This is a genomic window from Sphingomonas sp. GW821-FHT12D09 (assembly GCF_058807215.1).
The window spans coordinates 1347024-1372474 of record NZ_JBXAQL010000001.1 but is presented as its reverse complement, the minus strand read 5'-3'; the positions used below and the strand labels follow the sequence as shown (position 1 = coordinate 1372474).

At 66.4% G+C, this 25451-nt stretch carries 17 protein-coding genes; 12 read left to right on the top strand and 5 right to left on the bottom strand.

What is annotated here, in order from left to right; all coding sequences use genetic code 11:
- Positions 1 to 17 precede the first annotated feature (17 nt).
- Entirely contained in the window at positions 18 to 1568 is a 1551-nt protein-coding gene (locus AC1RPL_RS06145; protein ID WP_493068368.1) for a hypothetical protein, read from the top strand.
- A 9-nt stretch (positions 1569 to 1577) separates the two neighbouring features.
- Here AC1RPL_RS06145 and AC1RPL_RS06140 read toward each other — a convergent pair whose 3' ends face one another.
- A complete protein-coding gene (locus AC1RPL_RS06140; RefSeq protein WP_493068367.1) occupies positions 1578 to 2600 on the bottom strand; it encodes a LacI family DNA-binding transcriptional regulator in 1023 nt (340 codons plus the stop codon).
- Positions 2601 to 2800: 200 nt separating this feature from the next.
- Between AC1RPL_RS06140 and AC1RPL_RS06135 the strand changes: the two genes are divergently transcribed.
- From AC1RPL_RS06135 to AC1RPL_RS06110, 6 genes are all read left to right on the top strand, one after another.
- Positions 2801 to 5641, top strand: a complete 2841-nt coding sequence (locus AC1RPL_RS06135) for a TonB-dependent receptor (RefSeq protein ID WP_493068366.1) — start codon at positions 2801 to 2803, stop codon at positions 5639 to 5641.
- Positions 5642 to 5701: 60 nt separating this feature from the next.
- Complete coding sequence (locus AC1RPL_RS06130) at positions 5702 to 7204, top strand: tryptophan halogenase family protein (protein ID WP_493068365.1); 1503 nt, start codon at positions 5702 to 5704, stop codon at positions 7202 to 7204.
- 107 nt (positions 7205 to 7311) lie between these two features.
- Positions 7312 to 9087 carry an alpha-amylase family glycosyl hydrolase gene (locus tag AC1RPL_RS06125; RefSeq protein ID WP_493068364.1) on the top strand — a complete coding sequence of 592 codons (1776 nt, stop codon included), beginning with the start codon at positions 7312 to 7314 and terminating at the stop codon, positions 9085 to 9087.
- Entirely contained in the window at positions 9084 to 10703 is a 1620-nt protein-coding gene (locus AC1RPL_RS06120; protein WP_493068363.1) for an alpha-glucosidase, read from the top strand. The genes AC1RPL_RS06125 and AC1RPL_RS06120 overlap by 4 nt, the downstream gene beginning before the upstream one ends.
- 10 nt (positions 10704 to 10713) lie before the next feature.
- Complete coding sequence (locus AC1RPL_RS06115; protein ID WP_493068362.1) at positions 10714 to 12798, top strand: glycoside hydrolase family 97 protein; 2085 nt, start codon at positions 10714 to 10716, stop codon at positions 12796 to 12798.
- Complete coding sequence (locus tag AC1RPL_RS06110) at positions 12795 to 14258, top strand: MFS transporter (protein WP_493068361.1); 1464 nt, start codon at positions 12795 to 12797, stop codon at positions 14256 to 14258. Before AC1RPL_RS06115 ends, AC1RPL_RS06110 begins: the two co-directional genes overlap by 4 nt.
- A 3-nt stretch (positions 14259 to 14261) precedes the next feature.
- Here the strand turns inward: AC1RPL_RS06110 and AC1RPL_RS06105 are convergent, their stop codons facing one another.
- On the bottom strand, positions 14262 to 14519 hold the full coding sequence (locus AC1RPL_RS06105; RefSeq protein WP_493068360.1) for a hypothetical protein: 258 nt from the start codon (positions 14517 to 14519) through the stop codon (positions 14262 to 14264).
- A 197-nt stretch (positions 14520 to 14716) separates the two neighbouring features.
- Between AC1RPL_RS06105 and AC1RPL_RS06100 the strand changes: the two genes are divergently transcribed.
- The 5 genes from AC1RPL_RS06100 to AC1RPL_RS06080 all read left to right on the top strand — a co-directional run bounded on the left by AC1RPL_RS06100 (position 14717) and on the right by AC1RPL_RS06080 (position 20000).
- On the top strand, positions 14717 to 15427 hold the full coding sequence (locus tag AC1RPL_RS06100) for a response regulator transcription factor (protein WP_493068359.1): 711 nt from the start codon (positions 14717 to 14719) through the stop codon (positions 15425 to 15427).
- Positions 15428 to 15585: 158 nt separating this feature from the next.
- On the top strand, positions 15586 to 16734 hold the full coding sequence (locus AC1RPL_RS06095; protein ID WP_493068358.1) for an ATP-binding protein: 1149 nt from the start codon (positions 15586 to 15588) through the stop codon (positions 16732 to 16734).
- 84 nt (positions 16735 to 16818) lie between these two features.
- Complete coding sequence (locus AC1RPL_RS06090) at positions 16819 to 17514, top strand: carbonic anhydrase (protein ID WP_493068357.1); 696 nt, start codon at positions 16819 to 16821, stop codon at positions 17512 to 17514.
- Complete coding sequence (locus AC1RPL_RS06085; RefSeq protein ID WP_493068356.1) at positions 17511 to 19022, top strand: SulP family inorganic anion transporter; 1512 nt, start codon at positions 17511 to 17513, stop codon at positions 19020 to 19022. Before AC1RPL_RS06090 ends, AC1RPL_RS06085 begins: the two co-directional genes overlap by 4 nt.
- Positions 19023 to 19187: 165 nt before the next feature.
- Positions 19188 to 20000: a TorF family putative porin gene (locus AC1RPL_RS06080; protein WP_493068355.1), complete on the top strand. Its 813-nt coding sequence runs from the start codon at positions 19188 to 19190 to the stop codon at positions 19998 to 20000.
- Positions 20001 to 20045: 45 nt separating this feature from the next.
- On the opposite strand, the gene AC1RPL_RS06075 is transcribed toward AC1RPL_RS06080, so the two are convergent.
- Genes AC1RPL_RS06075 through AC1RPL_RS06065 form a run of 3 tightly spaced genes read right to left on the bottom strand, consistent with a single transcriptional unit; the run spans position 20046 to position 25401 of the window.
- Complete coding sequence (locus AC1RPL_RS06075; protein ID WP_493068354.1) at positions 20046 to 20963, bottom strand: alpha/beta hydrolase; 918 nt, start codon at positions 20961 to 20963, stop codon at positions 20046 to 20048.
- A complete protein-coding gene (locus tag AC1RPL_RS06070; RefSeq protein WP_493068353.1) occupies positions 20963 to 24061 on the bottom strand; it encodes a TonB-dependent receptor domain-containing protein in 3099 nt (1032 codons plus the stop codon). The genes AC1RPL_RS06075 and AC1RPL_RS06070 overlap by 1 nt, the downstream gene beginning before the upstream one ends.
- Positions 24058 to 25401: a dicarboxylate/amino acid:cation symporter gene (locus AC1RPL_RS06065; protein WP_493068352.1), complete on the bottom strand. Its 1344-nt coding sequence runs from the start codon at positions 25399 to 25401 to the stop codon at positions 24058 to 24060. The genes AC1RPL_RS06070 and AC1RPL_RS06065 overlap by 4 nt, the downstream gene beginning before the upstream one ends.
- Positions 25402 to 25451: the final 50 nt, after the last annotated feature.

Genomic DNA, 25451 nt, shown 5'->3' with positions numbered 1-25451 from the left:
GCTTCAGCAAGGAGCAGATGGCGAGCTACAACAAATATGTGGAATCGGTCGCGCAGGATGCGCTGGACAAGAAGGCGGAGGATGCCGCGCTCGCCGCGCAGGCGGCGCTGCCGGGCGGAGTCGCGGGCAGTTCGCCGGCGACGGTGGAAGTCATCGGCTGGCTGCCGCCGGACTCGCCGAACGTCGCGGTGGTGATGACCGAGGTGCCCAAGACGTCAGATCCCTTGCTGTGGTTCAAGGATCCCAAGAAGTTCATCGCGCAGCCGCACGCCGCCAGCTACAATCTGGGCGACGCCTATCCCAGCGCGACCTGGCCGAGCCGGTTCCGCGGCGGCTGGGAAGCGGGGAAGGTTTATCAGCCCTTCTGGTTCGACCAGGCCCAGGCCGCCAAGGAGCGGCTGGACGACTGGTACGACTATATCCCCGTCGCCATCAACGGCTGGAGCTACATCTATAGCGGGCTGCAAAAGGGGCTGGTCGACACCTTCGCCTATGCCGTCTCGCTGGGCAAATGCGAGCCGGATATCCCCTTCGAGGAGCCCGCCGCGCGCTCCAAGGGGTGCGACATCCTCAAGGGCGTCGGCAATACCGGACTCAAGATCGCGATGACCGGTGCCGGCCTGCCGCCGACGCTGCCGACCACGGCGGACCTGGGCGACCAGGCGGCGGACTATCTGGTGCGCTCGGCGATGTCGGCGCTACCCGACGATCTGGTCGGGGTACTGCCCGCCGACGCCAAGGAGGAAGTCGCCAAGTGGCTGGCGAAGCGCCTCAAGGACAGCGTGCTCGGCATGAAGTGCGCCCAGCCGGCGGACCTGAGCAAGACGCCGGAATCACAGGGGTTCGATTCGATCGATCCCAAGACGCTGTGCGGCTACAAGAAGGCGAGCTTCTATTCCTTCGCGCGGATGGAGGCGCTGCCGGTATCGCCGACCACCGCGACGATGTTCGTCCGGATCAAGCCCAATCCCAAGATGGTGGCGAGCGCCGACCCGACGATCACGCTGACCGCGTGGAGCCTGCAGACGTCCTCGCCCGCCTATGCGCAGGAAGCGCTCACGCGGATGGGTGGGGGCTTCAGCCCGCTGCCGACGCCGGTGCCGCTCAAGATCGACATGAGCACCGTGCCCGCGGAAGGCATCGTGGTGCCGATCACCTTCCAATATCCCAAGGACATCATGGAATGGGCGTTCAAGGCCGCGAACATGTGCGACACCAAGTCCGCATTCCTCGGCCCCTGCATCGACGGTGCCCATGCCTTCTGGCGCGACCTGATGCTGTCGGGCACGCAGAAGATGACGGTGCAGGTCGGCTATCGCTTCGCCGACGACATCGAGATCAGCGAGACCGCCGCGACCAAGAAGGTCCTGGTCGCCACTGCGCCGGCGATCGCCCGCTATGACGCCAGGATGCTGACCGGCTCGCTCGGCAGGGTGCAGCCTGGGCTCAGCTATCTGATCCGCGAATATGCCCCGCAGCCCGGCTTCGTCTATCTCCACACCAAGACCGCGGCCGGCCTGCCGACGCACGACATGGAGCCGGACTTCGACCTAGACGACGAGTATTGAGCGGTCGCCCTAGCTGGTCGTGCGGACGACCAGCCGGGGCGGCAGCAGCCGGATATCGGAGCTGTGGTTGCTGATCTCGCCGACCAGCGTATCGACCAATGCCTCGCCCGCCGCATTGTAATCCTGGGCGATCGTCGTGAGCGGTGGGTGGGTGAGGCTGGCGGCGGGGATGTCGTCGAAGCCGATCACCGATACGTCGCCGGGCACCGACTTGCCGGCTTCCTGAAGCGCGCGAAGGGCTCCCATCGCGATCAGGTCCGACGCGGCGAAGATCGCATCGAACGGCACGCGGTTGAGCAGCAGCTCGCGGGTGGCGGCAAAACCCGATTCCTCGATCGACAAGGCGCCGATCTGCAAGCGTGGATCGGGCTCGATCCCTGCTTCGAGCTGGGTATCGCAAAAACCGTAATAGCGGTCGCGGAACTCGGGATAATGGCTGCTCGCCTCGCCGATAAAGGCAAGCCGGCGCCGGCCGCGCTGGAGCAGGTGCTCCGCCGCCAGCCGTCCACCCAGCATGTTGTCGCAGCCGATCGTAGTGCCCAGCCCGTCCAGCTCCACCGATCCCCAGCGCACGAAATGCGTGCCTTGGCGCACCAGGTCCTTCAGCCGGGCGCGGTAGAGCTCGTAATCGCCATAGCCGAGCAGGATCAGCCCATCGGCCTTGCGCGCGTCCTCATAATCCTTGTGCCAGTTGGACGAGAGCTGCTGGAACGACGTGAGCAGGTCATAGCCGCGCTTGGCACAGGTGCGCAGGATCGAGCCGAGCATCGCCAGGAAGAAGGGGTTGATCGCGGTGCCGTCGGGCAGGGGGTCCTCGAAGAAGAGCAGGGCGAGCGTGCTGCTCTGCCCGCGGCGCAGGGAGGAGGCGTTCTTGTCGACCTTGTAGCCGATCTGCGCCGCTATCGCCTCGATCCGCTTGCGGGTGCCTTCGTTCACGGTCGGGTCGCCGCGCAGGGCACGGCTCACCGTCGGCTGCGAGACGCCCGCAAGTGCCGCGATGTCGAACGATGTCGGCTTGTCCGGCGAGACCATGCCGCTTCCTGCTCCCGTGCCGCGCCAATATCTGCGCGTTCCCTGCAACTACTCTGCCTGTGGCCAAATCGGAAGTCGCCGACGAATAACGCTGAATACGTATGTGATTGCCTTCACTTGTCCGCCGCATGCGCCGAATTGGGGGACGTTAGAAAAAACGTCGCCAGTGAAGGCGGCCGTATATTTGGGGAGGAATGAGGATGGCTCTGTCCAATCACGCCGCGATTCTGCGCGCACGCTCGGCGCTTTCGCTGGGAACCAGCACCCGCACGCTGGGCGCCGCATTGCTTCTGCTGGGCACGACCCCGGCCTTCGCCCAGGACGCGACGCCTGCGCCCGCGCCGGCCGATCAGGCCCCCGCGGATGAAGCGGCCTTGGTCGTCACTGGCATCCGCGCCTCGCTGACGTCGTCGGCGAACATCAAGCGCAACAACGTCACCATCGTCGACTCTGTCTCTTCGGAAGACATCGGCAAGCTGCCCGACGTCTCGATCGCCGACTCGCTCGCCCGCATCCCCGGCGTGACCGCGCAACGCCTCGAGGGCCGCGACCAGCGCCTGTCGATCCGCGGCCTGGGTCCGGACTTCTCGACCACGTTGCTCAACGGCCGCGAGCAGGTCACCGTCGGCGACAATCGCGGCGTCGAATATGACCAGTATCCGTCCGAGTTCTTCAAGAATGTCAATGTCTACAAGTCGGCCGACGCCTCACTGATCGCGGCCGGCATCTCGGGCACCGTCGACCTGCGCATGCTGCGCCCGCTCGACCAGAAGAAGGACACTTTCGTCGTCTCGGCCCGCGGCCAGATGAACGAAACCGACAAGCTCAATCCGGACGGCACGCGCTGGGGCTACAAGGCCTCGGCCACCTATGTCGGCAAGTTCGCCAACGATACGCTGGGCATCGCGCTCGGCGTCTCGGCGCAGAGCACGCCGACCCAGATCGAGCGCTACGCCGCCTGGGGCTTCCCGAACGAGCCCGCCGCCGGCGGCAACCTCTTCCTCGGCGGCGCCAAGCCGTATGTCCAGTCGAACCTGCTGAAGCGCTATGGCGGCGTCGCCACGATCGAATGGGCGCCGAGCGACAATTTCCACTCGACGCTCGACGTCCTCTATTCGAACTTCAAGGAAACGCAGCACCTGCGCGGCATCGAGTTCGGCGTCGCGCCGACCTGGGGCTCGAACGGCGCGATCGCGCCGGGCTATACGGTGCAGAACGGCCTGGTCACCGACGCGACGATCAGCAACCTGGTCAACGTCCAGCGCAACGACCTGAACGAGCGCAAGGCGGAGAACATCTCGCTTGGCTGGAACAACGACCTGAAGCTGAGCGACACGATCCACCTCAATGTGGACGCCAGCTGGAGCCGCGCGACCCGCACCGACTTCCTGCTCGAGACCTATTCGGGCACCGGATATAATTCGAGCGGCGTGAAGGACACGATCCACATCACGCAGAACGACAACGGCACCTACAACATCGTGCCGACGCTCGATTATTCGAACACCAGCATCATCCGCCTGACCGATCCGCGCGGCTGGGGCTATAATGGCACCACCGCCGTGGTGCAGGCAGGCTTCCTCAACCGTCCCGACTTCGTCGACGACCTCAAGTCGCTGCGCGCCAGCTTCAAGGGCGAGATCAGCGGCAGCGTGCTGAGCGGCTGGGAAGTGGGCGGCAATTACAGCCGCCGCGAGAAGCAGAGCAAGTACACCAGCTACTTCCTCTGCCCCAAGGGCGGCGGCACCAACTGCACCGTCGCCAGCGGCACGCCGACCAGCGTCGCAGTGCCCGCCGATGCGGTGCTGAGCGAGAGCGTGAGCCTGGACTATCTGGGCGTGCCCAAGATGCTGACCCTCGATCCGATGAAGGTCTATGCGCTGCTCAATTCGGTCTATGACAACCGTCCGGACTCGCTGGTGCGCGACAACACCGTCACCGAGGACGTGCTGACCGGCTACGCCAAGCTGACCGTGGACGGCACGGTGGGCGGCAAGGCGCTCAAGGGATCGCTTGGCGTCCAGGTGGTTCACACCAAGCAGGGCGGCGACGGCCAGATCGCCAGCCTGGTGGGCGGCGTCGTCACGGTCGCGCCGGTCAACGCCTCGACCAGCTACACCAACTTCCTGCCCTCTGCCTCGTTCAGCCTCGAGCTGGAGCCCAGCTTCTACATCAAGCTCGGCGCCGCGCAGACCATGGTGCGCCCGCGCCTCGACCAGGAGCGCGTGACTCAGGCGGTGTCGATCGACATCTCGAAGATCGGCATGGGCAGCCTGCCGCAGAACAGCCCGTTCAGCTCGAACGGCGGCAATGCCAATCTGAAGCCCTATCAGTCGACCAATATCGACATCTCGTTCGAGAAGTATCTCGGCAACAGCGGCGGCTATCTGGCGCTGACGGGCTTCTTCAAGCACCTGACCGACTTCGTCGATCCGAACAATTCGGTGCTGTACGACTTCTCGGCGCTGCTCCCGGCGCTGACGCCGGCGCAGCGGGCGATCGTGACGGCGCAGAACGCGCAGATCGGCCTGGTCAGCGCGCCGGCGAACACCGGCCGCGGCGACATCATGGGCGTGGAAGCGACCGCCTCGCTGCCCTTCACCGTGTTCAGCAGCGCGCTTGACGGCTTCGGCGTGTTTGCCAGCGGCACCTATGTCGACAGCAAGATCCGCTATGCGAACAATGCAGTGCCGATCACGCTGCCCGGCCAGTCCAAGTGGGTCGCGACGGGCACTGCCTATTTCGAGAAGAACGGCTTCCAGGCGCGTGCCACCTATCGCTGGCGTGACAGCTTCCTGGCGGAGCTGGCCGGCCTTTCGGCGAACCCGGAATATCGCCTCGGCCGCGCGGAAGGCGTGCTCGACGCGCAGATCGGCTATGAGTTCAAGAGCGGGCCGCTGGCCGGTCTCTCGATCCTTGCCCAGGGCAAGAACCTGACCGACCAGCCCTTCGTCACCACCGAGGCGACCGACAGCCGCCTGGTGCGCGAATATCAGCGTTACGGCCGCGACTATTATCTCGGCATCTCGTACAAGTTCTGATCCCCCCGAGCTGTGGCCCGGCTTCCCGGCCGGGCCACCTGTTTTTGTCGAGGCGCCGACGTGCAAAGTGAGCAGCCGATCCGGATCGTGATCGCGGGCGGCGGCACCGCGGGCTGGATGGCCGCGGCGGCGTTCGCGCGGTTCCTGGGGCCGCGTTTCAGCATCACGCTGGTCGAGTCCGAGGAGATCGGCACGGTCGGGGTGGGCGAGGCGACGATCCCGCAAATTCGGCTGTTCAACGCCAGCCTGGGGATCGACGAGAACCAGTTCATGGCCGCGACCCAGGCCAGCTTCAAGCTCGCGATCGAGTTCGTCGGCTGGACGAAGGGCGGGCGCTACATGCACGCATTCGGCGATGTCGGGCGCGAGAATGGCTTGCTCGCTTTCCAGCATAGCTGGCTGCGGGGAATGGCCGAGGGCGTCGCCAAACCGCTGGCCGCCTATTCGCTCAACAACCAGGCAGCCCTGGCCAACCGGATGCAGCGCGGGCCGGCGCGCACGGCACGGGTGCTGCCCGAAATGCCCTATGCCTTTCATTTCGACGCCGGGCTATATGCGCGGTTCCTGCGCGGGCTGGCCGAAAGCGGCGGTGTCGAGCGGGTGGAAGGGCGCATCGTTTTCGTTGAGCGCGACGGCGAGAGCGGCGATGTCACTGCGCTCAAGCTCGACGGCGAGCGCGAAGTCGCCGGCGATCTGTTCCTCGACTGCACCGGCTTCCGCGCGCTGCTGATCGGCGAGACCCTGGGCGCCGGCTTCGAGGCGTGGAGCGACCTGCTGCCCTGCGACCGCGCGATGGCCGTGCCGAGCGGACGCGCGAGCGACTTCACCCCTTATACCCGTGCCACCGCGCACGGCGCAGGCTGGCAGTGGCGCATCCCGCTCCAGCATCGCACCGGCAACGGCATCGTCTATGCGAGCGCGCACCTCTCCGACGACGAGGCGGCGGCGCGGCTGCTCGCCGGCCTTGACGAGAAGCCGTTGGGCGATCCTCGGCCACTGCGATTCACCGCGGGCAAGCGGCAGAGCTTCTGGAAGCACAATGTCATCGCGCTCGGGCTCGCGAGCGGGTTCCTCGAGCCGCTGGAATCGACCAGCATCCACATGATCCAGTCGGCGATCGAGCGCATCCTCAAGCTGCTCCCCGGCGGCCGGGCCTCACAGGTCCAGCGCGACGAATATGATCGCCAGACGCAAGTCGAATATGACCGCATCCGCGACTTCATCGTCCTCCATTATTGGGCGAACGACCGCGACGAGCCCTTCTGGGCCGAACGCCGCGCGGCTGCACTCCCCGACAGCCTGACGCACAAGATCGAGCTGTGGCGCGCCGCGGGCCAGATCGTGCGCGGCGAGGCGGATTTGTTCAGCGAAGTCGCCTGGCTGCAGGTGCTGGCGGGGCAGGGGATTGCGGCCGCGAGCTACCACCCGCTCGCCGATGCGCCTTCGCGTGACGAGATCGCCGAGTATCTCGAACTGATCGAGCTGCTTGGCGCGCGTGAAGTCGGGCAGATGCCGGATCATGCTGCTTTCATCGCGCAGCATTGTGCGGGGGCGGTGGCATGAAAATCCCATCGTCCTCGCCAAAAATCCTGTCGTCATCCCCGCGAAGGCGGGGATCCAGAGTCACGAAGGGCAGCGCTTTGCCGCCCTGGATCCCCGCCTTCGCGGGGATGACGGAAATATATCGCGGTCTCGCCCTGACTTTGGCCACGCTCGCCGCTTTGCCAGCCGCCGCACAGGAGTATCGCGCGCGTCTTCCCCAGGACGAAGTGATCTACTTCGTCCTCCCCGATCGCTTCGCCAATGGTGATCCTGCCAACGACCGCGGCGGCCTGAAGGGCGACCGCAGCCGGACCGGCTTCGATCCCGGCGATGCGCGCTATTATCATGGCGGCGACCTAAAGGGGCTGACGGGCAAGCTCCCCTATCTCCAGTCGCTCGGCATCACCGCGATCTGGGTCGCGCCGATCTTCGTCAACAAGCCCGTCCAGGGCGGGCCCGGTCAGCAGAGCGCCGGTTATCACGGCTATTGGATCACCGATTTCACCCATGTCGACCCGCACCTCGGCACCGATGCCGAGTTCAAGGCGCTGGTCGACGCCGCGCATGCTCGGGGCATGAAGCTCTACATGGACATCGTCGTGAACCACACGGCGGACGTGATCCAGTATCGCGAGTGCGGCACCTGCGCCTATCGCGGCTTGGCCGACTATCCCTACCAGCGCCGCGGCGGGGTGAACGGCACGCCGATCAATCCGGGTTTCGACGGTAGCAATTTCGCCAGGCTGACCGACCCTAGCTACGCCTACACGCCGTTCGTCCCCGATGCGGAGAAGGCGGCGAAGCGCCCCGCCTGGCTCAACGACCCGATCTATTACCATAATCGCGGTGACTCGACCTTCGCCGGCGAGAGTTCGACGATGGGCGATTTCGTCGGGCTCGACGATCTGATGACCGAGCATCCGCGCGTGCTTGCCGGCATGATTGAGATTTATGGCAGCTGGATCGATCGTTTTAAGGTCGATGGCTTCCGCATAGATACCGCGCGCCATGTGAATCCGGAGTTCTGGCGCGCGTTCGTGCCCGAAATGCTCGCACGCGCCAGGGCAAACCGTATCCCGCATTTCCATATTTTCGGCGAAGTCGCCGATCCGGCTGCGCAGGCAGCGCACACGATCACTGCGAAGCTGCCCTCCGTCCTCGACTTCGCCTTCCGCCAGGCACTGCTCGACAGCGTTGCCGGGACCAAGGGCACCGACGTGTTCGAGAAGCTGTTCGACGGCGACGTACTCTACGCCCAAGGCTTTGATACAGCAGCGATTCTTCCGACCTTTTCCGGCAACCACGACAATGGCCGCTTCGCCTGGTTCGTCCGCAAGGCCTTTCCGGAAGCGAGCGAAGCCGAAGTCCTCCAGCGCGTGCTGCTCTCCAACGCGATGCTGCTCACCCTGCGCGGCGTGCCGACGATCTACGCCGGCGACGAGCAGGGCTTTGCCGGCGGTTCCAACGACGTGGATGCGCGCGAAGACCAGTTCGGCAGCAAGGTGGCAGAGTATAATGCCCACAAGCTGGTCGGCACCGACGCCACCACCGCCACGCCGCGCTTTGACGAGACGGGTCCGATCTTCCGAGAGGTCGCGGCCCTAGCCCGCCTTCGCATCGCCACCCCTGCGCTGACCCGCGGCCGGCAATTGCTGCGCGCGCGCGAGGACAAGCCCGGCCTGCTCGCCTTCTCTCGCTTCGATCCCATGACGGGCGGCGAAGTGCTGCTCGCCTTCAACACCTCGACCGAGCCGCTCACCCGCCAAGTGCAGGTGGAGACGCGTTCGACTCATTTCCATCCGCTCGCCGGAAGCTGCGCCGCCACGGCCAGCGCCCCCGGCTCCCTCACCATCAGCCTGCCATCGCTCGGATATGCGGTGTGCGCGGCGGAGATTCGACCGTGAACCAGCCTGCCGCAAAAGCGGAACTCCAGAACGACCAGCCCTGGTGGCGGGGTGCCGTCATCTACCAGATCTACCCGCGCAGCTTCGCCGACTCGAATGGCGATGGTATCGGCGACCTGCCCGGCATCACCGCGCGGCTGGAGCATGTCGCCAGCCTGGGGGTCGATGCGATCTGGCTTTCGCCCTTCTTCAAGTCGCCCATGGCGGATTTCGGCTATGACGTGGCGGACTATCGCGACGTCGATCCGATCTTCGGCACGCTCGCAGATTTCGACGCGCTGGTGGCGCGGGCGCACGCCCTGGGTCTGCGCGTGCTGATCGACCAGGTCTGGGCGCATACGTCCGAACAGCATGCCTGGTTCGTCGAGAGCCGGGCCAGTCGCGACAATCCCAAGGCCGACTGGTATGTCTGGCACGATGCCAAGCCCGAGGGTTCGCCGCCGAGCAACTGGCAGTCGGTGTTCGGCGGCCCGGCCTGGACCTGGGACGCGCGGCGCGGGCAGTACTACATGCACAATTTCCTGAAGGAGCAGCCGCAGCTCAACTGCCACTTGCCCGAAGTGCAGGAAGAGCTGCTCGCGATCACCCGCTTCTGGCTCGATCGCGGCGTGGACGGCTTCCGCATCGATGCGATCAATTTCTCGATGCACGACCCCGAGTTCCGCGACAACCCGCCGGCGCCAGACGACGGCACGCCGCGCACGCGCCCGTTCGATTTCCAGCTTCACATCTACAACCAGAGCCATGCCGACATTCCCGGCTTCCTCGAACGGCTGCGCGGCGTTTTCGACGAATATCCCGATCGCTTCACGGTCGCCGAAGTCGGCGGGGCGGACGCGGATCGCGAGATGAAGCTGTTCACCGCGGGCGATAATCGGCTGAACACCGCGTACGGCTTCGACTTCCTCTACGCCTCCAGCCTGACTGCAGCGGGCGTGCGTGAGGCGTTGCAGAACTGGCCCTTGGGCGGCAGCTGGCCGAGCTGGGCGTTCGAGAACCACGACGCGCCGCGTGCCGTCTCGCGCTGGGCCGCACCCGAGCAGGCCGATGCGTTCGCGCGGATGAAGATGCTGCTGCTCGCGGCGCTGCGCGGGAATATCTTCCTCTATTATGGCGAGGAACTGGGCCTCGACCAGGTCGAGATCCCGTTCGAGGCGCTGCAGGATCCCGAGGCGATCGCAAACTGGCCGCGCACCTTGTCGCGCGACGGCGCTCGCACGCCGATGCCCTGGGAAGCGCAGGCGCCGCAGCTCGGCTTCACCAGCGGCAAGCCCTGGCTGCCGGTCGGCCCCAACCATGCGAAGCTGGCGATCGACCTGCAGGATGCAGACCCAAATTCGCTGCTCGCCTGGACACGCAAGGTGCTGGCGCTGCGTACCGGCTCCCCAGCCCTTCGCACCGGCGACATCGCCTTTCTCGACTCGCCGGGCGAGCTGCTCGCGTTTGTGCGGGAAGGGGAGGGCGAGCGCTTGCTCTGCGTATTCAACCTGGGCGATGCTGCGCAGTATTGGGTGCCCGAGGGCGCGCAGCACTGGCGTCCGCTGCTCGCCACCGGCAGCACCGCCGACTGGACCTTTGCCGCCTATTCCGGGCTGATCGCCCGCACCGAAGCCTGAGGATATCGCCATGAAGCTTGCCCCCCTTGCCCTGGCATTCGCTGCCTTCACCTTCGCGGCGCCTGCGCTGGCGCAGGACGACCTCTCGCAGAAGACCGACGGCAACGTCGTTGCCCGCGGCGCCTCGCCCGACGGCAAGCTTACCGTTACGGTCAGCCTCGATAGCGAAGGTCGGGCGAGCTACGCCGTGCAGCGGGCCGGCAAGCCGTTGCTGACCGACAGCCGGCTGGGCTTCCTGTTCACCGATGCGCCCAAGCTCGATCGGGGCATGAGTCTGGTGGAAGTGGATCGTTCGAAGGCGGATGTTAGCTGGACCCAGCCCTTCGGCGAATGGGCGACGATCCGCGACAACCACAATGAGATGACCGTACGCCTTCGCGAGAAGTCCGATCTCAAGCGCGAGATGGATGTTACCTTCCGCATCTTCGATGACGGGTTGGGCTTTCGCTACACGCTGCCGAATCAAGTCAATCTCAAGCACGCCAATATCGCCGACGAGCTGACCGAGTTCGCCTTCGCCGAGCCGGGCACTGCCTGGTGGAAGCCGGCCTATCTGTGGAACCGCGAGGAATATCTCTACAACAAGACCGCTCTGGACGCCGTCGGTACCGCGCAGACGGTGATGACGGTGAAGCTCGCCGGCGGCACCCATGTCGCGGTGCACGAGGCGGCGCTGGTCGACTATGCCGCGATGAACCTCCAGCGGGGCGAGGGCAACACCTTCAAGGCTTCGCTCACCCCCGGCGCCGGGGCCCCCAAGGTCTCGCGTGACGCGGGCTTCTCGACGCCGTGGCGCACCCTCGCCATCGCCGATGACGCGGCCGGGCTCTACGCCGCCAGCCGCATCGGCCTGAACCTCAACGAGCCCAACAAGCTGGGCGACGTATCCTGGATCAAGCCGGGCAAGTTCGTCGGCGTTTGGTGGAACATGATCAAGGGCGAATGGACCTGGTCGCGCGGGCCCAAGCACGGCGCCACCACGGCGAATGTGAAGCGCTATATCGACTTCGCCGCGGCCAACGGCATCCCCGGCGTGCTCGTCGAGGGCTGGAATGTCGGCTGGGACGGCAACTGGTTCGGCAATGGCAACGAGATGAACTTCGACCAGCCGACCGAGGATTTCGACGCCGCCGAGCTGGCACGCTATTCCAAGGCCAGGGGCGTCTACCTGATCGGCCATAACGAGACCGGCGGATCGGCCAGCCATTATGACAGCCAGCTCGATCGCGCGTTCAAATATGCGCAGGACCACGGCATCCCGGTGGTGAAGACAGGCTATGTCACCGATGCGGGGCAGATCGAGCGCGTCGATGCCGACGGCTCGCGGCACCGCGAATGGCATGAGGGCCAGTGGATGGTGAACCACCACCTCCGCGTGGTGGAGACCGCCGCAAAATACCACGTCTCGATCGACAGCCATGAGCCGGTGAAGGACACGGGGCTCCGCCGCACCTATCCGAACTGGGTGGCGCGCGAGGGCGGGCGCGGCATGGAATATAATGCGTGGGAAGGCGGCAAGAACCCGCCCGAGCATGAGGCGAACCTGGTCTTCACCCAGTTCCTCGGCGGGCCGATGGACTTCACCCCGGGCGTGCTCAGCCTCAGCGGCTCGAACGGTTCGGCGATTCAATCGACCATCGCCAAGCAGCTCGCCCTGTATGTCGTGCTGTATTCGCCGGTGGTGATGGCCGCCGATACGCCCGAGAACTACGCGAAATACCCGGGCGAGATGAAGTTCATCCGCGACGTGCCGACCGACTGGAGCGACACCCGCGTGCTGAACGGCGAGGTCGGCGACTATGCGACGATCGCGCGCAAGGCGAAGGGCAGCGACGACTGGTATCTGGGCGCCGTCGGCGACGAGCAGGCGCGCAGCTCGGTCGTCACGCTCGACTTCCTCGATGCAGGCAGGAGCTACACCGCCGAGATCTACCGTGACGGGCCGGGCGCCGACTATCGCACCGATGCCCGCCACTCGATCACGATCGAGACCCGCGCGGTGAAGAAGGGCGACACGCTGACCATCGCGCTCGCGCCCGGCGGCGGCGAGGCGATCCGCTTCGTCGCCAGCGCCAAGAAGGCTCGCCGCCGGTGACAATAGCGGGGGGGCGTCCGCGCCAGGGTTTCGCCGGGCTGTTCAATATCAGCTTCGGCTTCCTGGGCATCCAGATCGGTTTCGCGTTGCAGAACGCGAACATGAGCCGCGTCTTCCAGTCGCTGGGCGAGAGCATCGACGATCTGGCGCTGTTGTGGATCGCCGCCCCGCTGACCGGGCTGCTCGTCCAGCCGATCATCGGCCATTTTTCGGACCGGACCTGGGGCCGGTTCGGCCGCAGGCGCCCCTATTTCCTCGCCGGTGCAATACTGGCGGCGCTGGCGCTGATCGGCATGCCCAATGCAGGTGTACTGGTGGTGGCGGCGCTGCTGCTCTGGGTGCTCGACGCTTCGCTCAACGTCTCGATGGAGCCGTTCCGCGCCTTTGTCGGCGACATGCTCGACAAGGAGCAGCACACAGCGGGCTATGCGATTCAGACCGCTTTCATCGGCGCGGGCGCGGTGATCGGATCGGCGACGCCCTGGCTGCTCGACCATCTCGGCGTTTCCAATGTGGTAGTTGCAGGTGGCCTGCCCGATACGGTGCGCTGGAGCTTCTATCTGGGCGGTGGCGCGCTGCTGCTCGCCGTGTTGTGGACCGTGCTGACCACGCGCGAATATTCGCCCGAGGAGATCGCGGCGTTCGACGGTCCGCCTGTGGCAGTGCCTCCGCCGCCGCCCGCCCGGATCGGTGCAGGCGTACCCTGGCTGATCGCCGGCGCGGCGCTCGGCGCGCTCGTCCTCTTTGCCGGGCTGGAGAAGGAGCTCTATCTGCTCGCCGGCCTGCTCGCGGCTTTCGGCCTGGCGCGAATGATTACTGCGGTCGCCAAGGCGGGGTTGCTAGGCGACCTGATGGCCGATTTCTCGGGCATGCCGGCGGTGATGAAGCGGCTGGCATTGGTCCAGTTCTTTAGCTGGTCCGCGCTGTTCATCATGTGGATCTACACCACACCGGTGGTGGCGCAATATGTCTTCCACGCGCCCGATCCGAACAGCGCCGGCTATAACGAAGCGGGCAATTGGGTCGGCATCCTCTTCGCTGCATATAATGCCGTGGCGACCCTGGCCGCGCTGTTCCTGCTCCGCCCGCTTGCGCGCCGCTTCGGCAAGGCGCGCACCCATGCGATCGCGCTGGCGCTTGGTGCGCTCGGCTATGCCAGCTTCCTGGTGCTGCGCGACGCCCATGCGCTGCTCTTCGCCGAGATCGGCATCGGCATCGCCTGGGCGTCGATCCTCGCCATGCCCTATGCGATCCTCGCCTCGGCGCTGCCGCAGGCGAAGCTCGGCGTCTATATGGGCCTGTTCAACGTCTTCATCGTGATCCCGCAGCTCCTAGTGGCCACGGTGATCGGCACGGTGATGCGGCACTTCTTCCCGGGCCAGCCGATATGGACGATGGCGATCGCCGCCGCGGTGATGGGACTGGCCGCGGCGGCGACGCTGCGCGTACGGGAAGCCTGAGCCTTAAAGCGCCGACGCGACGCGGCGCTTGTCGCTCTTGACCGCGAGGCACTTGGCCGGCGCCGGCATCGCGGACTTGCCTGCCTGGTGATGGGCCTGTGCCGCCGGGCATGCCGGGCGGTCACGCATGCGCCAATGGGCGACCGGGGTCTTGCCCGACGGCGCCCAGACGAGCTGGTGGGTCTCGTGCAGCGACTGGGCCTGGGCGGCGGGAGCGATGACGAGGAACGAAGCCGCTACGGCGGCGAGGGCGATTTTCATGCTGTCTCCTGATTTATTGATCGCGGAGATAGCGACGGCGGCTGAGCGGCGTTTTGCCCGGCTGTAAGGAAGCTTTGCCCGGTGGTGACGAAGCGATGCTCGTCTGTGACAAAGCGTTGCCGCGGGGGCAGGGCTCTCTTGAGGACGCTCGGCGAGACGCCTAAGTGCCCCGTAATGAGTTTTACCGAGAATCCGGCATGAGCGCCCCCGTCATCGTGCTGGTCGAAGACGATCCCGCGCTGCGCACCCTCACGTCGCGCGCGCTTCAGGAAAACGGCTATTCGGTGCGCCAGGCGGCCACCGCGCCGGAGATGTGGCTGGCATTCGACAACGGCCCCGTCGACCTGCTGCTGCTCGACATCATGCTTCCCGGCACCAGCGGCATAGACCTGTGCCGCGAAGTGCGGCGCAAGAGCGACGTGCCGATCATCTTCGTCAGCGCCAAGGGCAACGAGCAGGATCGCGTGCTCGGGCTGGAGCTGGGTGCCGACGATTATCTCGCCAAGCCGTTCGGCACGCGCGAGCTGATCGCGCGAATCCGCGCGGTGCTGCGCCGTGGCGGGCTCGAGCGGATGGCGGGCGGCGACCGCGAGACCCAGGCGCATTTCGACGGCTGGACGGTCAATTTCCCGCGCCGCGAAGTGAAGTCGCCGAGTGGCGCCGTGGTCGAGCTGACTGGCGCCGAGTTCGACCTGCTCGCAGCCTTTCTCAGCCAGCCGCAGCGGGTGATTGCGCGCGAGCGGCTGGTCGAATTGTCGCGCGTGCGCCTGGGCGACAGTTCGGATCGCAGCGTCGACGTGCTGGTCAGCCGCCTTCGCCGCAAGATCTCCGCTGCCGGGCACAAGCCGCCGATCGGCACGGTGCGCGGCATCGGCTATATCTTCCGCACCGAGGTCACCCGCTCCTGAGTCTGGTCCCGCGCCATCCCCTGGGGCTGCTCGGCAGGATCCTGCTCATCCTGCTGCTCACCGTCGCGGTCGAGTTCGGGGCGAGCACCTTCCTCTACGAACGCGCCTCGCGCTACTCGATCGAGGAAAGCGACGCGCACCGGCTCGCCGAGCATCTGGTGATCGCCGAGAAATTGCTGTCCGAGCGGCCGGTGGCCCAGCGGCCGACCGCGGCGCGCGAGCTCACCACCGATCGCTACATCGTCAAATGGTCGCCCACCATCCCCGAGCGTCCCGCCTTCCCGCCGCGCCAGAAGCGCATGGAAGAGCAGGTGACCAATTGGGAAAAGGACCTTGCCGCCTCGGGGCTCCAGCTGCGCCTGGCGCCGAGCAATCATGGCCAGGTGGTCGCCGGCGAGATGCGCATGGCCGATGGCAGCTGGATCGTGTTCAAGACGCGCGAGGCAGTGCAGGTCTGGCAGTTTGCGATCGAGCGGACGATGGTCGCGCTGGTGCCGGCGCTGCTGCTGCTCACGCTTGGCGCGCTGCTGATCCGCGGGACCTTGCTGCCCTTGCGCAAGCTGGTCCGCGCGATCGGCCATGTCGGATCGGGCCAGCGCGTGACGGTGGAGGAGGAGGGGACCGCCGAGATCCGCGGGCTGATCCATGCCTTCAACGGCATGCAGCGACGCATCCACGAGCTGATCGAGAACCGCACCCAGGCCTTGGCCGCAGTGGGGCATGATTTGCGCACGCCGCTCGCCCGGCTCCAGCTGCGGCTCGAGGACGTGCGCAACGAGGAGAACCGCCGCGCGATGCAGGACGATGTCAGCGAGATGGACGACATGATCGCCTCGCTGCTCACCTTCCTGAAGGGGCAGGACGATCCCGAGGCTGCGGTGGCGGTCGATGTCGCGGTGATGGCCGCGACGCTGGTCGAGGACGCGACAGATCGTGGGCGCGACGCGCGTTATGCAGGGCCGGAGCATCTCGAATGGATAGTTCGCTCCTCGATGCTGCGCCGCGCGCTGAGCAATCTGATCGAGAATGCGCTGCACTACGGCAAGGCCGTGGAGGTGACGGTGGCGCGGGAGGAGGGGGAACTCGTCTTCCGCGTGAAGGATGACGGGCCCGGCATCCCGCAAGCGCAGATCGAGGAAGCTTTGCGCCCCTTCGTCCGGCTCGATGTCGAGCGCGGGCGCAATACCAAGGGCTTGGGGCTCGGCCTTGCCATCGTCCAGCAGGCGGTCGCGCTGGAGAAGGGGCGGCTGACGCTCGCCAACGCGCCGGGCGGGGGCCTTGTCGCGGAAATCCGTCTGCCCGGCTGACGGCAACACTTCCTCACAGTTCCGCTGCGCTGCGGCAAGAATGGGCTCTTAGGTTGCACTCCATCGTACCAAGGAGTTGTAACCGTGAACGAGTTGATTGGCCGGGTCTTCAGCTTCGAGAAGACCGTCTTCCCGAACAAGAGCGCGCTCTATGGCAAGCTCGCCACCCAGGGCCAGAGCCCCAAGGCACTGATGATCTCCTGCGCGGATTCGCGCGTGGTGCCCGAGCACATCATGCAGGCGGATCCCGGCGACCTGTTCGTCTGCCGCAACGCCGGCAACATCGTGCCCCCGTTCGCCCAGAAGATCGGCGGCGTCTCCGCCACCGTCGAATACGCGGTGATGGCGCTTGGCGTGCGCGACATCATCGTCTGCGGCCATTCGGACTGCGGCGCGATGAAGGCGGTCGCCCATCCCGAGATGGTCGCGGCCATGCCCAATGTCGCCGTGTGGCTGAACCACTCCGACGCCGCGCAGAAGGTCGTCGCCGATGCCTATCCGGGTCTCGAGGAAGGCGACCGCGTCCGCGCGATCAGCCTGGAGAATGTCGTCGCCCAGCTCGCCCATCTGCGTACCCATCCCTCGGTCGCGTCGGGGATCGCGCGCGGCGAGATCGCGCTGCACGGCTGGTTCGTCGACATCCATGCCGGGCAGATCCTGGCGCTCGACGGCGACACCAACCGCTTCCAGATCGTCCGCGACGATCAGCCGCTTCCCGTCGCAGTGAAGTCGGGCCAGCGCCGCGCGGCTGACTTCGATCTGGTGGAAGCTGCCGAATGACCTCCGTTTCGCTCCCCAAGGGCTGGGTCGTCCGCGATTTCACGGCCTCGATCGTCGTCTTCCTCGTCGCGATGCCGCTCTGCATGGGCATCGCCGTCGCCTCGGGCCTGCCGCCCGAAAAGGGCCTGATCACCGGCATCATCGGCGGCGTGCTCGTCGGCCTGATCGCCGGTTCGCCGCTCCAGGTCAGCGGCCCCGCCGCCGGCCTGGCGGTGATCGTGTTCGAGCTGGTGCGCGAGCATGGCCTGGCCGCGCTCGGCGCGATCCTGGTGCTCGCCGGTGCGCTGCAGGTGCTGGCAGGCGTCGCCAGGGTCGGCGGCTGGTTCCGCGCGATCTCGCCGGCCGTGGTGCACGGCATGCTCGCGGGCATCGGCGCGCTGATCGTGGTGGGCCAGTTCCATACCTTGTTCGACGCCAAGCCGCTGTCGAGCGGCCTCGAGAACCTCGCGGCGCTGCCGGGCAGGCTGTTCGGCCTCGATCCGACCAACATCGCCGGCACCGAGCTGGCGCTGGGGCTGGGCGTGCTGACCATCGCGCTTATGCTCGGCTGGGACAAGCTCAAGCCCAAGGCGCTGCGCCTGGTGCCGGGTGCGCTGGTCGGCGTGGTCGGCGCGACGCTCGTCGCGTTCGGCTTCGGGCTTGAGGTGGTGCGCGTCGCGGTGCCGGACTCGCTCGCCTCGGCGGTGACGCTGCCGGGCGAGGGCTTCCTCGGTTCGTTCATGAGCCCGGCGATCCTCATCGCGGCGGTTGCAGTGGCGTTCATCGCCAGCGCCGAGACGCTGCTTTCGGCCGCCGCGGTCGATCGCATGCATGACGGCGTGCGCACCGACTATAACAAGGAGCTGCGCGCACAGGGCGTCGGCAATTTGCTCTGCGGCCTGGCCGGCGCGCTGCCGATGACCGGCGTGATCGTACGCAGCTCGGCCAACGTCCAGGCGGGCGCGGTCACCCGGATGTCCGCAGTGCTCCACGGTGCCTGGCTGCTCGGTTTCGCGGCGCTGCTGCCCTGGCTGCTGCGCGAGATCCCGATGGCGGCGCTCGGCGGCGTGCTCGTCGTCACCGGCTGGAAACTGGTGAGCGTCAGCCATGTCCGGCACCTGTTCCACCATTACGGCATGCTGCCCGCTGCGATCTGGGCGGTGACCTTCGTGCTGGTGGTGGCGACCGATCTGCTGACCGGCGTGCTCATCGGCCTGGCACTCTCGGCGCTGGAACTGCTCCCGCACTTCCGCCGCCTGCGCCTCAAGGTCGATGCCGAGCATGGCGAGGACGCGCACCGCATCAACCTCGACGGTGCCGCGACCTTCGTCACTTTGCCCAAGCTCAACAGCGCGCTCGACGCGGTGCCGGGCGACCAGCCGGTCCACCTTGCCTTCGACAAGGTGCCGGGGATCGACCACACCAGCGCCGAGACACTGCGGGACTGGGTGCAGCGGCGCCGGGCACGCGGGCTCAAGGTGGAACTGAGCGGGCATCCCGACCAGCTTCGCAAGCTCCAGCCGGCCTGAAGCCCCAGCAACACTTCCTCACAAAGGAGCAACCCGCCGGCCCGACTGGGCCGGCACTTAGAAGGTCGGAAAGCAGCGGCTCCCGTCCTCCTCCCTTCCGGGACGAGAGAGCCGCACTTTCCGGCCGCAGGCGGGAACATTCTCGAAGACAAGGGGAATGCCCGCATGAAGAAGCACCTTATCGCGGCCGTGCTGTGCTGCACGGCCGCACCGGCTTTCGCGCAGGAAGAAGCGCCGGGGCCCGTTACTGTTTCCGGCAACATCGCGCTGGTCTCCGACTATCGCTATCGCGGCGTGTCGCAGAGCGACAAGGGCATGGCCGTGCAAGGCGGCATCACCGTCAGCCATGAAAGCGGGCTCTATGGCGGCGCCTGGGCTTCAAACCTCTCCGGCTGGGGCACCTTTGGCGGCGCGAACATGGAACTCGACCTGATCGCTGGCTACAAGGCAGACTTGGGCGGCGGCACCGCAGTCGATATCGGCGTGACCTGGTACATGTACCCCTCGGGCGCGGACAAGACCGACTTCGCCGAACCCTATGTGAAGCTGAGCAGCTCGCTCGGACCGGTCTCGGCGCTGGTCGGCGTCGCCTATGCGCCGGCCCAGGAAGCGCTCGGCAACTGGAGCAACACGCCGCAGAGCGTGGCAGGCGACAAGGAAGACAATTTCTATCTCTGGGGCGATATCAGCAGCGGGGTTCCCGGCACGCCGGTCACGCTCAAGGCACATCTCGGCTATTCGGACGGCAATCCCGGCCTCGGGCCGAACGGCACCAGCATCGCGCCTACGGGCAAGTATCTCGACTGGCTGATCGGCGCCGATGTCGCAGTGGGCCCGCTGACGCTCGGCGTTGCCTATGTCGATACCGACATCAGTGCGGCCGATTCGGCGTACATCCAGCCCAATTTCTCGCGGGTGAAGGACGGTTCGTCGATCGCGGGTTCGCGGGTGGTTTTCTCGGTAAGCGCCGCCTTCTGAGCGCCAGGCGGGGGAGCCGGTGTCATCGGCTCCCCCGCTTCGTCACTAGAGGAGCTGGTGCTCGCGCAGCCAGGTGAGGAACAGCGCCGGCCATTGCGCCACCAGTGTGCCGGGCTTGCCCGCACCCCAGCTATGGCCGCCCTTTTCGAAGACGTGCAGCTCCACCGGACGCCCGGCGGCGCGCATTGCGGCGAACATGCGCAGCGAATGCTCGACATTGGCGATCGGATCGTCGGCGGCATGGGCGAGGAACACCGGCGGGGTGTTCGCATCGACCTGCGCCTCGACCGAATAGAAATCGCGGTAATCGGGCAGGGTGGACAGCTTCTTGCGGGTCTGGGTGGTGTCGATCGGCGGTCGCATCGAGACCACTGGGTAGATCAAGCCGGCAAAGGCGGGGACGGCGTTGAGCTTGTCCGCCTCGTCGAGCGGCGGATAGAAATCATGGTTGCCGCGCGTTGCCATCATGCCCGCGAGATGCCCGCCCGCCGACATGCCGACCACGCCGATCCGCGCCGGATCCAGCCCCCAGCGCTTGGCGCCCGCCTTGAGCAGCCGCAGCGTGCGCTGGGCGTCCTGGAAGGGCGCATCGGCATTCCAGCCATCGCCGGGCAGGCGGTAATAGAGGATCACCGGCGTGATGCCCTGGGCGAGCAGCTTGGCGGCGACATCCTTGGCCGAGCCGATCTGGATGCGGAAATAGCCGCCGCCGCCCAGCAGCAGCGCCGCGGCGCCGTTCGGGTGCTTGGGCCGATAGACCTCGTAGCGCGGCTCCGAGATGTTCGACCAGGAACCGGTCTGCCCGCCCTCATTGCCGACCTTCTCCGGACCCGAAGGCTTGCCATGCCCCGGCGGGTTGCCCGGCCACACGGCATAGACTTCCGGCTTGCCCAGATCGTCCTGGGCGAGGGCAGGCGTGGCCGCGAAAAGAATCGCGGCCACGAGGGAGAAGAACAGGCGCATCAGAACCTCTTGCCGATCGTCATGTACAGATAGCGGCCATAGGGGTTGTAGAGCGAGCCCAGATAGCCGTCCGCCGTGATCGGCGGCTGCTTGTCGAAGATGTTGCGCGCGCCGATGCGGAAGCGCGTGTCGTCGAGCACGCCGCCCTTGATGCGATACTGGACGTAGAGGTTGAAGGTCGTCTGGCCCTCCAGCCGGTACGGATTGCCGTTCGCATCGAGGAAGTTGGGATCGTAGACGCCGCCGATATAATTGGCGAAGGCGCCGATCTGCCACCCAGCCTGCGACCAGGTGAGCGATCCGGTGACGCGCCACTTGGGCTTGCCGCGCTGCTCGATCAGGTCACTCGAATCGGTGAGCGGCGTGGCGGGATTGATCAGGCCGGCCGCGCGCGCGTCGAACAGGGCCTGCACTGCCGGCGGGGTGTCGCGCGAGAATTCGGTCAGCCGGGCGCCGTTGATCGCCAGGTCGAACTTGCCGATGCCCGTGCGGACATTGTAGAGCAGCGCCAGGTCGATGCCCTGCACCGTCTGCGGCAGCAGGTTCACGAACTGGTCGTTGATCCGGGTCACCGCGCCGGTCGGCGTCAGGCCCGATCCGGCAAAGGCCGGCAGGTCGTCGGCCGTCAGCGGCGCGCGGATCACGTTCGGGTTGCTCGATCCCTGGGTGCGCAGGAGATAGTCGAGCACCAGCGCATTCTGCGCGCCGAACTGGCCGACGATGCCGGTCTGCTTGATCGACCAGAAATCGGCGGTCAACGTCAGCCGCCCGGCGCTCTCCGGGATGAACTTGGGCTGGAGCACCGTGCCGACGGTCCAACTCGTGCTGTTCTCCGGATTCAGGTTCGGATTGCCGCTGATGAAGATCGAATAGCCGATGCCGCGGCTGCACGCGCTGAACGTCGTGATGCGGCCGGCGCGCAGGTCGGCCTCGCAGCGATAATAGTCCGTCGCGGCCAGCGAATTGCTGTTCAGGCGCGAATAGGCGACGGTGTTGGTCTGCTCCAGGTTCGGCGCTCGGAAGCCTTGCGACCAGGAGCCGCGCAGGCGGATGCCATCGACCAGATCCCAGGCCGCGGCAATCTTGGGCTTCGCCACCGATCCGAAGTCGCTGTAATGCTCGTAGCGCCCTGCCAGCTGGACATCGAGGCGATGGACCAGGGGCACGTGCATGTCGGGCGACACTATCGGCACGGCGAGCTCGGCAAAGGCCGAGAAGACCGTGCGGGCGCCGCTGGTGCTCGGCGTCGGGCTGACCGCGGCGACGTTCGAGAGGTTGGTCTCGCCGGTCACCATGTCGATGAAGCCGATCTCGCCGTTGAGATTGGGATCGCGATCATCGCGCTGCGTCTCGCGGCGCGCTTCGACGCCGAAGGCGATGCCGAGGTTGCCGCCGGGCAAAGCGAGCAGACGCGCGTTGGACAACTTGAAGTCGGCGAGCGCGAGCGTGGTCTTGGACCGGCGCTTCAGGTCGAACTGGAAGGAGTCTATCGTGGTGGCCGATGCCGGCGAGCAGTCCCCGACGCTCGGCGTCGCCGCGCAGCCGCCGCTGAACGGGTTGTACGCCTCGGGCGTCGACAGCGCGAGGTTGCGCTGCAGCTTGGTCATGTTGATCGCGTTGGAGACGTCGGTCGCCTGCGCTGCCGAATAGAGCAAGGCGGTGTCGAAATCGAAGCTGCCGATCTCTCCCTTAAGCCCGCCCAGGAAGCGCGACTGCCAGTTGGTGACGTTCACCGTCTGCAAGCCGGCATCGACGAAGCGATAGGTGGACAGGCGCACCGCCAGGCCGGCGGCCGGCACGTTGGTCAGGCCCGGGATGCGGTTCGGATTGGCCGCGCCGTTCAGCGTCGTCGGGCCGAACGGGTTCCAATAGTTGGATGCCGGGATCACGATTGCGTTCAAGTTGATCGTCGGCGGCTGGATGCGTGTCGTCTCGGCATAGTAGAAGCCGGCCTCGCCATAGGCGGTCAGGCTGTCCGAGATGTCGTAATGCGCGCTGGCAAAGCTGTTGTAGCGGTCGATGCTCGGCGAGACGGTGGTGCCGATGCGCGTGTCGAACCGTTCGGAGCGCAGCGTCGTCGCGGTGGCGCGGGTGCCGCTGGCGTAGCAGGTGTCGGCATTGATCGCGACCAGGCAGCCCGGATTGGCGCTCGACTGGGTGTGGAAGGCGCCCGCCGACGAGGTCAGCGCCTGGTTGCCCGGGCTGCGACGGATCGTGCCGGGCCCGCCCACCACGGCCAGGTTCGCCCAGGGCGACTGGGTGGCGCGCCCGTCCGCGGCCAGATTGCCGGCAAAGGCGGGATCGTCGGCGAAATAGGACATGAGGTTGTCCGTTGCCGTATAGGGCTGGTCCTCGGCCAGCTGCGCAGTGCGGTGGGTATAGTCGAGGTACAGCGAGATATTGCCGCGCCCGCCCGCGAAGTTGCTGCCGACGGTGCCGGTCACCTGGAATTCGCGGCGGTGGGTTCCCTCGGCGCCGCCGTAACGGAAGTCGAGCGAGGCACCGTTGAACTTGTCCTTGGTGACGGTGTTGACCACGCCGGCCACGGCATCCGAGCCATAGATGGCGGCGGCGCCGTCTCGCAGGATCTCGAGCCGCTGGATACCCGCGACGGGAAGCGAATTGGCGTTGTAGCCGAGCACCGGCACGTTGCCGTCGCCGGCCTGGCTGGTCGGGTGGTTGACCAGGCGGCGGCCGTTCAGCAGCACCAGCGTGTTGCCGACGCCCAAATTGCGCAGGTTGATCGAGTTGACGTCGCCGCGCGCCGCGTTGCTGGTCTGCGCATTGTTCGACTCGTTGAAGGTCACGTCGCCGGCCTGCGGGATCGAGCGGAACAGCTCGTCGCCCGAAAGCGCGCCGGTCGCTTCGATCTGGTTGGCGTCCATGACCGAGACAGGGAGCGCGGCGGTGGTGCTGGCGCCCTTGATCTGGCTGCCGACCACGACGATCTCGTCGGTCGCGGGGGTCGCTTCCTCCTGCGCTGCGGGAACCTCCTGCGTCGCCGGTGCCGGCGTTTCCTGTGCGTGCGCCTGCGCGATCATCAGCACGCCCAGCGCGCTGCCCGCGGTCAGGGCGATCTGCCTGTACCCCTTCTTCATTCGCTCTCTCCCTGTTTCATTTGTTCTAGGTCTTGTGATTTCGACAGCATGCGGCCGTGGAGCGCAGCGTCCAGCGCCGCGCGGTCTAGCTTGTTCTCCCAGCGCGCGACGACGATCGCGGCGACTGCGTTGCCGACGAAATTGGTGAGGCTGCGGCACTCGCTCATGAAGCGATCGACGCCGAGGATCAGCGTCATGCCCGCCACTGGCACGCTCGGCACGATCGACAGCGTGGCCGCCAGCGTGATGAACCCGGCGCCGGTGACGCCGGCGGCCCCCTTGGAACTCAGCATCGCGACCAGGACGAGCAGGATCTGGTCGCCCCAGCTCAGCTGCGCGCCGGTCGCCTGCGCTATGAACAAGGCCGCCAGCGTCATGTAGATGTTGGTGCCGTCCAGGTTGAACGAATAGCCGGTCGGCACGACCAAGCCGACCACGCCCTTCTCGCAGCCGGCGCCTTCGAGCTTGGCCATCAGGCTGGGCAGGGCGGCTTCGGACGACGAGGTGCCGAGCACCAGCAGCAGCTCGCCCTTGAGATAGGCGAGCAGGCGCAGGATCGAGAAACCGTGCAGCCGGGCGACAATGCCCAGGATCACCAGCACGAAGAACAGCGATGTCGCGTAGAAGGTGCCGACCAGCCAGGCGAGGTTGCCGAGCGATTCGACGCCGTATTTGCCGATCGTGAATGCCATTGCACCGAACGCGCCGATCGGTGCGACGCGCATCAGCAGGCCGACGACGCGGAAGACGATCAGCGCGAGCCGCTCGACGAAATCGAGCACGGGCTCGGCGGGCTTGCCGACCAGCACCATCGCCACGCCGAACAGCACCGCAACGAACAGGGTCTGGAGGATCGAGCCTTCGGTGAGCGCCGAGAGCAGGGTGGTCGGGATGATCGACATCAGGAAGCCGGTGACCGTCGTCTCGTGCGCCTGATGCGCATAGTCGGCGACCGCGCCGGCATCGAGCGTGCGCGGATCGATGTTCATCCCCGCGCCGGGCTGGACGACATTGGCGACGATCAGGCCGAGGATCAGTGCTAGGGTGGAGAAGAACAGGAAATAGCCGAACGCCTTGGCGGCGACGCGCCCGACCGAGCCGAGCTCGCGCATGCCGGCGATGCCGCTGACCACGGTGAGGAAGATCACCGGCGCGATCACCATCTTCACCAGCTTGATGAAGCCTTCGCCGAGCGGCTTGAGCGACTCGCCTGTCGCCGGCCAGAAATGGCCGATCGTCACGCCCAGCGCGATCGCCACCAGCACCTGGAAATACAGATGCCGGTAAAAGGGCTTGCGGACAGCAAGGGGCTGCCCGTCGGGGATCGACTGGATGATCATACTCTCCTCTGTCGCGCCGGCGTGGCGCGCGACCTCTTGTGCTGGGGTCT